The organism is Paraburkholderia sp. J41 (assembly GCF_905220235.1).
Taxonomy (GTDB): domain Bacteria; phylum Pseudomonadota; class Gammaproteobacteria; order Burkholderiales; family Burkholderiaceae; genus Paraburkholderia.
Map to the genome: position 1 here is coordinate 202,042 of NZ_CAJMZE010000002.1, position 13,741 is coordinate 215,782.

At 58.5% G+C, this 13,741-nt stretch carries 14 protein-coding genes; 2 read left to right on the forward strand and 12 right to left on the reverse strand.

Annotated features, from left to right (window positions below):
- Nucleotides 1–158 precede the first annotated feature (158 nt).
- The 11 genes from U5805_RS02875 to U5805_RS02925 all read right to left on the reverse strand — a co-directional run bounded on the left by U5805_RS02875 (nt 159) and on the right by U5805_RS02925 (nt 11,585).
- Nucleotides 159–1,304 (reverse strand): Gfo/Idh/MocA family oxidoreductase, encoded by a 1,146-nt coding sequence (locus U5805_RS02875; RefSeq protein WP_322101927.1) that lies wholly within the window; start codon nt 1,302–1,304, stop codon nt 159–161.
- Nucleotides 1,305–1,370: 66 nt separating this feature from the next.
- A complete protein-coding gene (gene iolG, locus U5805_RS02880; RefSeq protein WP_322101928.1) occupies nt 1,371–2,408 on the reverse strand; it encodes an inositol 2-dehydrogenase in 1,038 nt (345 codons plus the stop codon).
- Between the two features lie 35 nt (nt 2,409–2,443).
- On the reverse strand, nt 2,444–2,848 hold the full coding sequence (locus tag U5805_RS02885; RefSeq protein ID WP_322101929.1) for a cupin domain-containing protein: 405 nt from the start codon (nt 2,846–2,848) through the stop codon (nt 2,444–2,446).
- 39 nt (nt 2,849–2,887) lie between these two features.
- Nucleotides 2,888–3,694 carry a glucose 1-dehydrogenase gene (locus U5805_RS02890; protein WP_322101930.1) on the reverse strand — a complete coding sequence of 269 codons (807 nt, stop codon included), beginning with the start codon at nt 3,692–3,694 and terminating at the stop codon, nt 2,888–2,890.
- A gap of 20 nt (nt 3,695–3,714) precedes the next feature.
- Nucleotides 3,715–4,743 carry a VOC family protein gene (locus tag U5805_RS02895; RefSeq protein WP_322101931.1) on the reverse strand — a complete coding sequence of 343 codons (1,029 nt, stop codon included), beginning with the start codon at nt 4,741–4,743 and terminating at the stop codon, nt 3,715–3,717.
- Nucleotides 4,744–4,755: 12 nt separating this feature from the next.
- Nucleotides 4,756–5,631 (reverse strand): fumarylacetoacetate hydrolase family protein, encoded by an 876-nt coding sequence (locus U5805_RS02900; RefSeq protein ID WP_322101932.1) that lies wholly within the window; start codon nt 5,629–5,631, stop codon nt 4,756–4,758.
- Nucleotides 5,632–5,685: 54 nt separating this feature from the next.
- The gene (locus U5805_RS02905; RefSeq protein ID WP_322101933.1) at nt 5,686–6,693 is read right to left on the reverse strand and encodes an ABC transporter permease; all 1,008 of its coding nucleotides are present in this window, start codon (nt 6,691–6,693) and stop codon (nt 5,686–5,688) included.
- Nucleotides 6,690–8,204, reverse strand: a complete 1,515-nt coding sequence (locus tag U5805_RS02910; RefSeq protein WP_322101934.1) for a sugar ABC transporter ATP-binding protein — start codon at nt 8,202–8,204, stop codon at nt 6,690–6,692. The genes U5805_RS02905 and U5805_RS02910 overlap by 4 nt, the downstream gene beginning before the upstream one ends.
- A complete protein-coding gene (locus U5805_RS02915) occupies nt 8,201–9,166 on the reverse strand; it encodes an ABC transporter permease (RefSeq protein ID WP_322101935.1) in 966 nt (321 codons plus the stop codon). The genes U5805_RS02910 and U5805_RS02915 overlap by 4 nt, the downstream gene beginning before the upstream one ends.
- 39 nt (nt 9,167–9,205) lie before the next feature.
- Nucleotides 9,206–10,309, reverse strand: coding sequence for a sugar ABC transporter substrate-binding protein (locus tag U5805_RS02920; RefSeq protein ID WP_322101936.1), 1,104 nt, complete (start codon nt 10,307–10,309; stop codon nt 9,206–9,208).
- Between the two features lie 67 nt (nt 10,310–10,376).
- Complete coding sequence (locus tag U5805_RS02925) at nt 10,377–11,585, reverse strand: MFS transporter (RefSeq protein ID WP_322101937.1); 1,209 nt, start codon at nt 11,583–11,585, stop codon at nt 10,377–10,379.
- On the opposite strand from U5805_RS02925, the gene U5805_RS02930 reads away from it, so the two are divergent.
- Both U5805_RS02930 and U5805_RS02935 read left to right on the forward strand, forming a co-directional pair.
- Nucleotides 11,563–11,895, forward strand: coding sequence for a hypothetical protein (locus U5805_RS02930; RefSeq protein WP_322101938.1), 333 nt, complete (start codon nt 11,563–11,565; stop codon nt 11,893–11,895). The two genes, U5805_RS02925 and U5805_RS02930, sit on opposite strands and share 23 nt — an antisense overlap.
- 212 nt (nt 11,896–12,107) lie before the next feature.
- Entirely contained in the window at nt 12,108–12,812 is a 705-nt protein-coding gene (locus U5805_RS02935) for a GntR family transcriptional regulator (RefSeq protein WP_322101939.1), read from the forward strand.
- 14 nt (nt 12,813–12,826) lie between these two features.
- On the opposite strand, the gene U5805_RS02940 is transcribed toward U5805_RS02935, so the two are convergent.
- Nucleotides 12,827–13,711: a sugar phosphate isomerase/epimerase family protein gene (locus U5805_RS02940; protein ID WP_322101940.1), complete on the reverse strand. Its 885-nt coding sequence runs from the start codon at nt 13,709–13,711 to the stop codon at nt 12,827–12,829.
- Nucleotides 13,712–13,741 lie beyond the last annotated feature (30 nt).

Sequence of the window (13,741 nt, forward strand, 5' to 3'; positions counted from 1 at the left end):
TCCCGAATGGCACGAACGAGAGAGAGGATCCGTCGGATGTCCAGAAGAAAAGAAGAAACCGTTTGGATAGCTCAGCAGCCGCTTTCTACTCTGTATTTATCCTCTTAAGGGCGGCAGAACTGCTGAGCAATCAAGGCTTTCACACCTGATCGAATTGGCTAGAAACGGGTCCGAAGTGCCTGAACAACCCCAGTTTCGGCCGACCGAAACGCAGCCTCTATGATTTCAATGACATGTCGAGCATGCTCCGCGTTCGCAACCGATGGCTTTCCGTCAAGCACCCAGTCGACAAGTTGCATGACATCAGCAAAGACGTGCTGCTCCGGAATGTCGCGGTGTGCGCCGGTGATATTGGGAAGAATCCACTCGTTACCTCCGAACCCGGCATGTTTGCCTTCATCGGGAGCAGAAACCGCTATTTCCCTGTTCTCGTAGTCAAACGGCTTTCCGTTGAGCATCAGGCCAGCGATTGTTCCCCGCGTGCCGAAATAGCTTCCGCTAAAGTCCAGCGGATCACGCAACCCGCCCGCTGCAGTGCCATATACGACCGCAAACAAACCGTTTCCGAAGTCCAGCAACATGATCGTGTTGTCATCACACTCCGTGGCGATCGTCTTGCCTTTGAAGGTTCTTTCAGGCAGGCGAACGCCTGACAGCGCGGTTACGCTCCGCGCAGCACCGAGAATCCCGGTCAACCCATGCAGCGCATAGACGGTCATATCATAAAGCGGTCCACCGCCCGGCTTCTTGAAGTACCAGCCAGGATCGATTGGCGTCTTGCCAGGCGCATTGTCCCGTTCAGGCTCGTCCTCGTGGTAATTCTCGAATGCCGCTCCGCAGATCGCCCACGCGAGCGTCCCAATAGTACCGTCCTCCACCATGCGTTTAATGGCCTGATTGTGTGGCCTGAGCATTTCTCCCGGCGATGCCACGATCTTCAGATTGCGTTCCCTGGCCAAGACAATCAGTTCGTCAGCTTCAGCAGTCCTGACGGCCATCGTCTTGTTGAAGTGAACATGCTTTCCAGCCAGGAGCGCCGCTCTTCCTTGTTCAAAGTGAACCCCGATCGGTGTCGCGAGCGTTACGGCGTCAATGTCCGCTTCTTTCAGGAACTGATCATAACTGGTGAACGCTTGAACGATTCCAAACTTCTCAGCCGCACCGCGAACTCTCGCCTCAACGGGATCGCATAGCGCGGTCAGCTGCACTCTGTGTGCAATGTCGGGTTGGATCAGGTGTGGAATCACGCCTCTAAGGCTAACTGTGCCGACTCCCACCACGCCGATCTTGAGAGGTGTCCCCATCTCGCCTTTCTCCTTGCATAAGTTCTTGGACGGTTGCGCCATTGACGAGCGCGACCGCGTAACGCGTCATTCGCGTTCGATTTCCACGCGCCTGCCCGTCTTGAGCGATTCGAGCACGGCCTCGGTTGCGTTCAATGCACGCCGGGCTTCGACAATACCCACGGCCGGCTTGCGACCAGCATCCAACGACTCAAAGAAATCTCCCAGTTGCGCACTGTATGCATCCGCGTAGCGTTCAAGGAAGAAATTCAACGGCTTCGCGGTAGTGAGCCCTCGCGGGCCGCCGTGGCGAACCAAAGATTCAAGTTTGTTTTCCGCCCGTAACATGCCATCCGAACCCAACACTTCAATACGCTGGTCATAACCGTATGCTGACCTGCGACTCTCGGAAATCTGAATCAGCTTTCCAGAAGTCGTGGTTAGCACGACAGCCAGCGAATCCACATCGCCTAATGCTCCGATACGGGGGTCGATAAGGCAGCTCCCCGAGGCAAAAACAGTCGAGAAGTCTTCGCCGAGCAACCAGCTCGCGAGGTCCACGTCATGACTGGTCATGTCCCGGACCAGACCTCCGGAACCGCGAATGAAGTCGATTGACGGTGGCGCAATGTCCCGGTTGAAGATTGTCACCTGCTCGGGAACGCCAATCTCTCCGTCCCGTATCCGCCTGTGCAGGTCAAGGTAGGTAGGGTCATACCTGCGCATGAAACCGAGGGCAAAGGGAACGCCCGTCTCTTCGATAACGCGCAGCGAAGACAGCACCCGTTCACGCGCGATATCGACGGGTTTTTCGCAAAAAATAGCCTTACCGGCGCGCGCCGTTGCCACAATCAGCTCGGCGTGGGTATCCGTAGGTGTTGCGATTATGACGGCCGATACCTGCGGGTCAGACAGCACCGCGTCTACCGAGCCAGGCACCCCACCGAAACTTGCGGTCAGCGCCTCGCAACGCGCCTTGTCTACGTCGACCACGTACTTCAACTCAACATCGCGCAGTTGAGAAAGCGCTTTTGCATGAACGACACCGATTCTTCCGGCACCCAGTAACGCCACCTTTCTTCCTGACTCTTTGTGACCTGTCACCTTCGGCTCCTCTGTAGTCATCTTCAGTGCTCGACCAATGAACGCTGCCTGCTGCGTCAGTCAATAACCGGAACTTCCTCGAGCACCTCGTCCTTGTAACCGGGTTCGACCGGCTCCTGGTAACTTACGGAAAAAGAGAACGCCCGCACGCCGTCGTCCGTTGTCGGCCAGATACTGTGCGGGACCTTGGGCGGGATATAGATGAGATCGCCAGGCTTGACCCGTCTGGCCTCCTCCTCAATCTGCACGACGGCCTCGCCAACGAGAATGTAGTAAAACTCGTGCGTATCATGCGAATGAGGCGTCGCCTTCGTATGCGGCGCGATCGTCCACTCTTCGATCGCTTCAAGGTACGTTCCGCGTGTCTGCTCGAACAGTGAAAATTTGGGAAACAGCCCCCAAACCTTCACGTTGTCATGCATCGAGACCGGCACCACAGTGTTTGTTGATCGAATATCCATTGCTCGCTTCCTTGATGTGAGGTTAGTGAATTCTGCCCTTCATTCAGCGGTCCATCCGCCATCAACCATCAACGAGCTCCCCGTCACCATTGACGACGCATCGCTCGCGAGGTACAGCACCGCGCCCGTCACGTCTTCCAGCGTCGCCACGCGCCCGAGCTTGATACGGGACAGCACGTCCAGTCTGAAGCCATCCGATGCCAGAAAGTCTCGCGTCATCGGCGTCTCAATGAACGTCGGGCATATCGCGTTCACGCGAATGCCGTGATGCCCAAGCTCGACAGCCATCGCCTTGGTCAAACCTTGAACGGCATGTTTGGAGGTGCAGTAGACCGTCCTCATTGGCGCCCCCACGTGGCCCATCTGCGACGACATGTTGATGATCGAGCCGGCACGTCCCGACCGGATCAACGCCGCTGCGACAAACTGGGCCACAAAAAAAGCGCTCCGCACGTTCAAACCCATCACTGCGTCGAAATCGTCGACTGTCACATCCACGAACGGAGCAGGCCGATTCGTTCCCGCGTTGTTCACCAGAATGTCGAACGGTTCGCCGTCGCCGACGATCGCTTGCAAGGCATGCGGCAAATTCGCCAGATCCGTCACGTCCAGCTTTGCTGCACGAGCCCGCCCACCGCGCTTGCGCAATTCGTCGGCGACGATTTCGGCTTCATCCAGCGATCGCGCGACCAAAGTGACGTCGGCGCCGTATTCACAGAGCGATGAAGCCGCGGCGACGCCGATTCCCCTGCTCGCGCCCGTTACGAGCGCGCGCTTGTGCGTAAGGGAAAAATCCGGCGCGCGCGGAAGGATCGAGGCCTGATACGTAGGCTGAGATAAATTCACGGAGAATGTCTTCCTTCAAATCAATTGATTTTCCCGGCATCAATCATTGCCGTGCCCGCTTCACGGGGAACCTCGTAGTTGGTCGCGAAGTCCTGAGGCGGCTCGGGCCCCCAGACATAGAATGAATCTTCACCGGGATGATTAGCGGCAGGCCAATCGAGGTCGGCGGGAATGTAGTCAATATCGAACGAGTACTCGGCGTAACTGCCCCACGGATCGCGCACATAGTAGAAGTAGTTCGATCCCAGCACATGCCGGCCGACGCCCCAGCCGCGCGTATAGCCGTTCCGTCTCATCTGCTCGGAGCCGAGGCCGACTTCGTGCACACTCCCGACGTCCCACGACAGGTGATGCACCCCCGGCCCATCTGCCTTGACAAACGCTGCGAGGTGGTGGTCACTTCCATACGCTCCATGCAAAAACGCAATGTCCATTTCGGAACGGTCGGATAATCGCAGTCCCAAAACACCGACGTAGAAATCCAGCGCTTTCTGCACGTCTGCTGTGAAGAACAACACATGCGACAGGTAGCGCGGATGCACTTTGGGTGCAGTACTTCTGCTCGGGGCTGCGCCTTTGCCGGCAGCTATTTCTTTGCTCTCGGCAAGGCGCGTTTTGAAGTCGGGAGACGATTTTCCCGCTACGACTATCTGCACCTGCACGCCATCGGGGTCCGTCAGCCACAGCCCGTCGGTTCCAGTGACCTCCAACGCCCGCTCATGCGGCGCATTCCCCGACAGATGAAGCGAGGCGACCCGCTCTTGAATGGCGATGTAGTCAGTCACGTAAGCGCCGTATCGAACGTAGAGAAGTTGCTTCTTCGCACCCGGAAGCAAGGTTAGCCATACATGCGGATGCCCGCAGGTACCTATATCCAGGGGTGCGCCAACGGTGTCCTGAATGCACCGCAAGCCAAACGCCTCGAAGAAGCTTTTTGCCTCGGACAGATTGGGCACAGTCATCACAACGCGGTCGATCGAATGCACCGATCCCAGCCGGTCCGAGCGAGCAGTCGAAAAACCAGATTCTCGCGATGCAAGGTTTTCCATAAGGCACCTTTCTCAGGCGGCTTTGCTCGACGACGCCTCTTCGACGATCGTATTGCTCAACATGCCAAGCCCCTCGATCTCTACTTCGACCACATCGCCGGCCTTCATATACAACCGCGGATTGCGGGCGTGACCGACACCGGATGGGGTGCCCGTGACAATGACGTCGCCAGGTTCGAGCGTGATGGCCTTACTGATCGTTTCAATGAGCGATGGCACGTCGAAGACCATATCGTCGAGCATGGCGCGCTGCATCACCGTACCGTTGAGTCGCGTCTCCAGCGCGCGCCCGCGGCCGCCATCAGGGAACTCGTCCTTGGTGACGAACCATGGTCCGAATGCCCCCGTTCCATCGAAGTTCTTCCCGACCGTCCACTGCGGCGTCTTGAACTGGAATTCGCGAACCGTCACATCATTGAAGATCGAATATCCGGCCACATGGTCGTAGGCGTTCGACGCGGCGATATGATTGCCACCTTTTCCAATAACTGCCGCAAGTTCTCCCTCGAAATCGAGGGAGTCGCTGAGCGCGGGCCTGACGATCTTGCTGCCGTGCGCGGTGATACTGGTTCCGACACGGAAAAACAGTGTCGGATAATCGGGCTGTTTAAAGCCGGATTCCGCCGAATGATCGTGATAATTGAGACCTACGCAGATGATCTTTCTGCTGGTGGATATCGGCGGAAGACAGATTACGTTCTGCATGTCCAGATGTTCCCCGGCGCTTGCCAGCACATCGAAAGCGCTCGACATAGACTCAGGATTCCGAATTATCTCGTCCAGCGTCGTCGACAGCCGCCCGTCGCTCACGGGCAGGCCGCGCCAATCTCCATCGACACAGACAGCTAGCCCTTCACCATCCTCATTGCTATAACGGATAAATTTCATGTTTGACAATCCACAAGTTGTTCTGACAGAGCGCAGATAGCGGCCCACATTCCTTCACTTCACAATGCTCATCTTTCGCCGGTCGATCGTCGCTATTACCGCCACCAGGATCACGACGCCATACACGAGGTCCTGGCTCGTGGGCGGCAATCCCACGACCACCGAGCCGACACGCAGAAAGGCCGCGGAAATACCGCCGATTACACTCGCCCCGACTCCTCCGATGCCGCCCGAAATCGACGTACCGCCCAGTACTACGCCCACGATGGCTGGCAGCAGCATCGTCTGAGCGAGCGTTGGAGAACTGAACAGGGTCTGCGAAACGTAAAGGACACCGGCCAGAGAGGCGCACATGGAACAAATGGCGAACACGATGACCCGGACCTTCAACGCATCGATACCCGACATGGACGCCGCCCGTTCCGCCGTGCCGATCGCATAAATGTGCCTTCCCAGACGAAGATACCGGAGCGTCAACGAAAGAAGGAGCCAGACGAAGGCAACCAGATACACGCACGCGGGCACGCCGAATAGCGACCCCGTAAGCACGTCGATAACCCATAGATCACCGGCCACCGGAAGTGCCGTGGCCTTGGTGACGAACAGCGCCAGGCCCGACAGCAGCCCCAACGTACCGAGGCTGATGGCAAACGACGGAACCTGATACTTCGCATGGATATATCCTTGCGCGCCACCCACCAGCCCTGCCAGAGCGACGGCCAACGGAACCGCCCATGAACCGAGGTGCGGCGCGGCGAGACTGACCACGACGCCCGAGATGCTGGCCATCGCGGCGGCAGACAGGTCGATCCCGCCCAGGAGTATCGGCAACGTACTGCCGAGGACAAGCAGCAAGAGAGGCGCAGCATCGATAGAAAATGACGCGAGCGAGCCGGGAGACAGTGTCCCGGGTGAGATAGTGCCAACGACCGCAAGCATGATCACAAGGACGCTCGCCGGAGCGAAATGCCTCGCCATCCGCCTGACATGGCCATATCCGCGCTCATGGACCCCGCTCAAGGTTGCATCGCTGCTCGCGATCGGAAGCTCGTTGAGTCTCATACCATTGCCCTCACAATCTGCTCTTCTGCCGGCCTGTTTCGACTGATGTCCCTGAAGACGTCAGAGAACTGCCCGTCTTTCATCACGGCAACCGTATCGCTCAGGAGTAACACTTCGTCCAGCGTATCGGCGACGAACACAATCGAAAGTCCTTCTCTGGCGAGATGCCTCATGGTTTCAAACAGATCGGACCGGGCTCCAGGGTCGAGCCCGCGCGTGGGGTGGTCGAGCAGCAGGAGCTTCAGGTTTTTACCCATAAGCCATTTTCCAAGGACAGCCTTTTGCTGATTGCCGCCGCTCAGCTTCGAAATGTCCGCATGGAGCGACGGTGTCTTGACTTTCAGCCGTCTGGCCCAGTCGCTGGCGACCGCGTGTTCCTTTGCCCTGTTCGCAATGAAACCGCCGAATCCGAAGTCGAACCCGAAACTGAGTGTCATGTTCTCCAGCACGGACATGCCCGTGAGCATCCCCTCCTTCTTGCGCTCTGCCGGTAGGTATCCAACGCCTCGGTGCACGGCGCCCCTAGGGCTCGTGGGACGGAAAGGCTTGCCGTCAAGGACGATTTCACCGTCAGTTACTTCGTCGATACCGAACAGACCGCGGCAGAGCACTTCGGCGCCCGATCGCTGCACACCGATCAGTCCGAGTATTTCGCCCTCGTTAACGGTAATAGAGAAAGGGCCCACATCCCTGTTGAACCGGGCACGATCGAGAACGAGCCTTGGCTTCGACGAACGGGGCATTTCGTCCTCGCGCGTCGCCGTGCTGCGCTGCTTGCCGACCATCAGCTCATAGAGCTCGTCCGCGTCGACCTGGCCGCGTTCCCGCTCGGCGACACGACGCCCGTCGCTCATTACGTATACGCGGTCTGACAACGTCAGCACCTCGTCCATCCGGTGACTGATAAATACGATCGACGCGCGCGAACGAATGCGGTTGATCTGTTTGAAGAGGTCATCGATTTCCCTGGATGTCAGCATGGACGTGGGTTCGTCGAACATGATGACCAGGTCTTCTTCCATCATCTCCTCCAGCGCAAGCACCTTGGCCAGCTCCACCATCTGGCGCTGCCCAAACGAAAGCTTTTCCACCGGCGTATCGGGACGAATATCGAGCTCGATCTTGTCCAGTTGCCGGCGGGCTGCGTTAAGCAGCTCCCGCCACCTGTACCAGCCGCTCCGGACATACGATGCCGACTTGTCGATGAAAATGTTTTCCGCGACCGTCAGATTGGGAATGAGTGATTGCTCCTGATGCACCAGTCCGACGCCGCTCTTTGCGGCATCGACCGTGGACCTGAACGAGACCGCCTGTCCCCTGAGGACCATGTTGCCGGTATCGGGGCGCTGAACGCCCGCCATCGTTTTCATTAGCGTCGACTTGCCCGAGCCATTCTGACCGATGAGGCCCACGACCTCGTTGCGGCGCAAGCTCAGGCTTACGTCTTCGAGCGCTGTGACAGGACCGAACCGCTTGCTCAGGTTCCTGACTTCGTAGACTGCGTTCGTCATTTGGCAACCCTCAACTTTTCTCGCAAGCTCCACGAGCCGCCAATGACAGCGAGGATGATCGTGGCGCCTTCTACGACCTGCGTAATCAATGGGTCAACCCCGACCTGAAGCAGGCCATTCTGAATAACATTAAGAATGAGCACGCCCGTCAGCGATTGGAGAATGCCGCCTTTGCCGCCGCTCAAAAGCGTGCCGCCGATGACAGCGCCGCTGATCGACGGGAAGAGCAGACCTTCACCCGCCTGAGAACTACCCACTCCGAGCTGCGCTGCGAGCAAAACGCCGCATACACCAGAGAGCGCACCCGAGATCGCGAAGACAGCGATCTTCATCCGATCGACGTGCAGCCCGCCCAGGCGGCACAGGTTTTCGTCTCCGCCGATGCCGTAGCTCACACGTCCGAGGGTGGTCCGTTTCTCAATCAACAGGCCCACCAGAACAATGAAGATCGCGCAGTAGACGATTCCGCTGAGGCCGAGATGTTTGTCCAGTGCGATAGAGAGGAACGCGGCGTCCTTGATCTGCGGCTGCATCGACGGAAACAACATCGTTGCCAGACCTCGCGCGGCAAACCAGGTGCCGAGGGTCACGATCAACGAAGGCACTTTGACTTTTGCGTACACGATTCCGTTGAACAGTCCAACGGCCAGGCCGCTTCCCACCGCCAGGATCAGCGCGGTGCCCAGACTGGCGTGAGCGTTGACGGAGTTAGCTACAAAAAGACCTGTCAGGATGCAGGACAGCGAGACAACGCCTTCGATCGACAAGTCGATGGACCCCTGGACGATGACGAACGTGAGTCCCACTACGGCAATGCAGGGAATGGCACTGGACTCGACGATCGCAATAAAATTCGCAACGCTGGCAAAATTGCTGCCCGTCAAGCTGAAGAACACAACGAGTGCCACAAGCGCGACTAGAGGTCCAGCGTTGCGAACCGAAAAAGTGATTTTGGGTGACATGATCCTTCCTGCTCAACGGTCAACTCGAGAACCCTATGCCTACTTCGACGGCGAATCCGTGATGGGCCCGGACGAATAGGTCCACATGTCGCTTTTCAGCTTCTGGTATGTGAACCTCGCCGGATCAAACTTCTGATCAAGAAACTGGTCGACGTTCGCTTTCGTAACCAGCGTCTGCTTGAGATAGAAATTGCGCTGTGCGTGAGTCAGCTTCGACAGGTCGATATCACCCGTCGCTACGCCATAGGCCAGCGCCGTCGACACCGCGCCGAGCGCCGCACCGTCGACTTTCATCGTCGACACCATCTCTCCGGACTTGATGAGCTGCAGGACATCGGACTGACCGTCGCTGCCCGTCACAGGCACTTTCCCCGCAAGGCCCTTTTCGCGAAGCGCTGCCAGCGCGCCGAGCGCCATGAGGTCGTTCTCCGAGAAGATGCCCTTAACCTGATCGCCGTACTTGGCGAGTTGCCCTCGCACAATGGTTTGCGCTTTCGTTTGCCCCCAGTCGGCGTATTGGTTATCGAGGATCGTCATCCCGGGGCATTCCTTGACCGCGCGCTGAAAGCCGGCGAAGCGCTGTTTCGTAGGCGGATTGTCGGCAACACCCTGTAGCACCAGCACACCGCCTTTGCCTCCGATTGCCTTGCACAGCGCCATTCCGTTCTGATATCCGGAATCCACCCCGTCGAACGAAATGTGAGCGACCCAGCTCTGCGGGTCCGTATCCCATGGATGAATGTTCTCCGGTCTGTTCCAGAACGTGATTACCTTCGCATCCGCCCGGCTGGCCCGATCCACGATCGCCTTGGTGAAGGCGTTGGAAACAGGGTCCATCATCGCCACGCAGTCCTTGCATCCAGCCGAAAAGATTGCGCCATAGTCCTGCAAGAACTTTTGCCCCTGGAACTCGCTGACGAGAACGGTGAGTTTGGTGTTGACCGAATCCGCGACTGCCTTCGCGCCCTGCACCTGCGCGTTGCAGTATTCGCTCGACTCGGTCGCAATGCCGTAATAGATACCAGGCACTTTCGCGGCGAACGCGGGTAGTTGCGCGACGCCCGTGACCGCCAGCGCGACGTAGAGCAAGCGCTTGATCAACTTTTGGTGGTGCTGCTTCAGCGATGAAGGACTGGTCTTCATTTGGTGTCTCCTTGATGGAATCTGGTTCTTTTGTTCGGGAAGATTTCGTGTTTCTGCCCCCATCGGCCTAACAGACGTTTCTGGTCGATGTGCAAGGCCGCAGCCCCGTTCGCGAACGCAGGGCAATCGAAATGACAAGCGGAATGCAGCCGCAGAGGGCCAGCGCCGCACCGATCCATACGGCGCTGACCAACCGGAAGCCCGACGCTATGGCAACGCCCGCCAGCCATGCGCCCAAGCCGTTGGCGATATTGAACGCCGAATGATTTAGCGCCGACGCAAGGGTCTGCGCACGTCCAGCGACGTCCATGAGACGCGCCTGCACTGCGGGAACAATGGCAAGAAAACCGCCTATCGCGAAGATGTTTGGGATCGCTGTGAATAGACGCGTGCTGGTTACCGAAAAGGCCGCTAGGACAGTCGCACCAAAGATCAGCGAGGACGCGATCGTGATATCGGTGGACCAGTCAGCAAGTCGGCCGCCAATCAGCGAGCCAACAGTCATTCCCACGCCCAGCAGGGCGAGACACCATGGAACGGCAAGCGGCGACACGCCGGTGACGCCAGTCAGGATGGGTGTGAGGTACGTATAAAACGCAAACATGCCGCCAAACCCCACAGCGATGATGCTCAGCGTGAGCCACACCTGCACGTTGCGGAATGCCGTCAACTCACCTCTAACTGTGGACGTGTCCGACTGCGATCGAGGGACGGCGACCACGATCGCGACGCATGTCGCTAGCGCAACCGTTGCGACAAGCACATACACGATGCGCCATCCCAGCAGTTGACTGACCCAGTTGACCAGCGGCACACCAACGATATTCGCGACGGTTAATCCCAGCATGACATGCGCGATCGCGCGGCCGCGACGTTCCCGCGGACCCATGCCGGCAGCAACCAGTGAAGCGACTCCAAAATAGGCTCCATGCGGAAAACCAGCAATCAGCCGCGCGCCTAGCAGCGAGCGATAACCCGGAGCGAGTGCGCTCATCAGGTTGCCCAGGGCGTACGCGAACATAAGCACGACAAGTAGCGTGCGCCGTTCGACGCGAGGAAACAGTATGGTAAGGACCGGCGATCCGACGACCACGCCCAAAGCGTAAGCGCTCACGATGGTCGCCGCCTTTGAGAGCGATATGGCCATCGTGTTTGCAACGGCCGGGACGATTGTCATCGAAGCGAATTCGCCGACGCCTATCGCAAGCGCGCCCAGCGCCAGCGATGCTTCGGCCAGCGTATAGGCCGATTCAATGTTTCGTTTTGAAGCGGTCATTGCCAACGCCTCCGATTCACCGAGCCGATCTGTGGGGCCGGATTCCGGGCACATCATGCGAAGAAGCAAGAAAGTGGACGATGCTGTCGATGCCGGCGCGAGCCACCGTCAGTCCTCGCCCTGTGTTCTCGAGCAGGCCATGGTCAACAAGCGCCGCCAGTTCGCGCTCGTCGGGCAGATTCGACGCGCCGACATGAGCGAGGACGCGCACGTCCAAGGCGGTACCGGGCGCCAGCTGAGCCGCTTCTATCGCGTGGGCGAGCATGCGGCAAGCGGCGCTTCCCGGGCTGCTGTTCCGCTGTTTTCCTGAGTCTGACGGTACCGTTGACACGATCGCCTCCGACATGATGGCTGACGCGAGGGTTAAAATATATTATTCATGTAAGAATACATTAAGTAGGGGAAACCCGGCTGTTTGCCCGCTCATAACAGCATGATGTACAATTTTCTTTCAAAATATATTTTCCATGCGTGGCGATCGGAAGCACACGAGGTCGGCGCGTTCACATGCGGATTACTTTCATGGCTACAAAAAAGACCTTGTCGGAGACTGTCTTTGACGGACTGAGAGCAGATATCCTCAGTTGTCGTCTTGCACCCGGCACACGACTCCGCATCAGTGATTTCTGCGAGCGATTCGAGGTCAGCCTCCCCGCAGTCCGTGAAGCGCTGTCCAGACTCTCCGCCGAGGGCCTGGTGATCTCGGAGCCGCAGCGTGGCTTCAGGGTCGCGCCCGTTTCGCTGGAAGATCTCGCGGACTTGACCGAAACGCGCATCGAACTCGAGACGCTTTGCCTTGCCAGATCGATTGCGCGAGGCACCATCGATTGGGAAACACGCGTCGTTGCCGCCATGCATCGGCTCGGACGAACCAGTTACCGCACAGCCGACGATCCATCACGCCTTAGCGACCTGTGGGTGGACGCACATTATTCCTTGCACGAGTCGCTTGTCTCGGCTTGTGGCAGCGAGCGCCTGCTGCGCGTTCGTGCGCAGATGTATGAGCAGGGCGAACGCTATCGCCGTCTGTCCGTGCCGCTATACCACCAGGACCGCGATGTCCACGCGGAACATTCCGCTATCGTGACCGCAGCACTTGAGCACGACTCGGATAAGGCCACCACGCTGATGGCCGACCATCTGCGTATGACGTCGACCATCCTCGTCCAAGGCTTACAAGCGCTTCTCGGCAGCGATGCGACTGGCAGGCAGGCCGTGACTGCCTAGCCGCCGATATGCCGTCAACCCGCGAACAGGCTGGTCCCGCTCAGGTCGAAGCCAGCCAGCTCCATCGCGCGCCGTACAGACAACGCGCTTTTTCGTCCGGCTTCCGCTGGACTCAAGGTAGCGGCCACATCGGAGAACACTTCCGCGCCCGCCCGCGTCAATCCCCCCTTCTCCCGGAGCACCTCAAGGATGGCTGTGATAGGCAATTCGCCCTCGCCTGCGAAGCGCCGGAAGCGCAGCGTGTCTTCCATCATGGTCGGAGCTTGCAGCTTGTAGAGTGCATCGCTGATCTGCAAGGTAGTAATCTTGCCCGGTGGCAACGAACGCAGCAGTGCGAAATCCGGATTTCCGCGGCTGAAGTGCCACGTATCGAGCACGATGCCGGTATTGGGTGCGCCCACCGCGTCGAGGATCGTGAGCGTAGCCTGCAAGTCTGGCACCCCAAGAAATGGCATCGGTTCGAGGTCAACCCAAATGCCGAGATCGCCCGCCCGCCGGCACAGATCAGCGAAGCCTTCGACCACCACGCTGTGCGGCACCATGCCGGCTTCGAAAGCGGCGCATGCAAGGATGCTCTCGATGCCCATCTCCTCACAGATCTGAATCGACTGATCGAGCGAGATCATGTAGCGCGCGCGCATTTCGTCGTCGTAGCCCTCCATCTTTCCGCTCGGCGCCCAGCCCGTCAGCGAGTCCAGATGCCGAACAGACACCCCGTTGCTCTCGGCGTAGTCGCGGAGATCGCGAGCGCTTTCACCATGGGCGAGCTCGTCGAGATAAGTGATGGGCGAAATCGCCACGCTGGAAAATCCGCCCGCCGCCGCAGCAGCGACGTGATCGTGGAATCGCAAATGTCGGATCGGCGCAGGCCAAAACACGAAATCTATAGTCGAATTCATGAAGTTCTACTCTCTTGCCGTTCGAGGGCG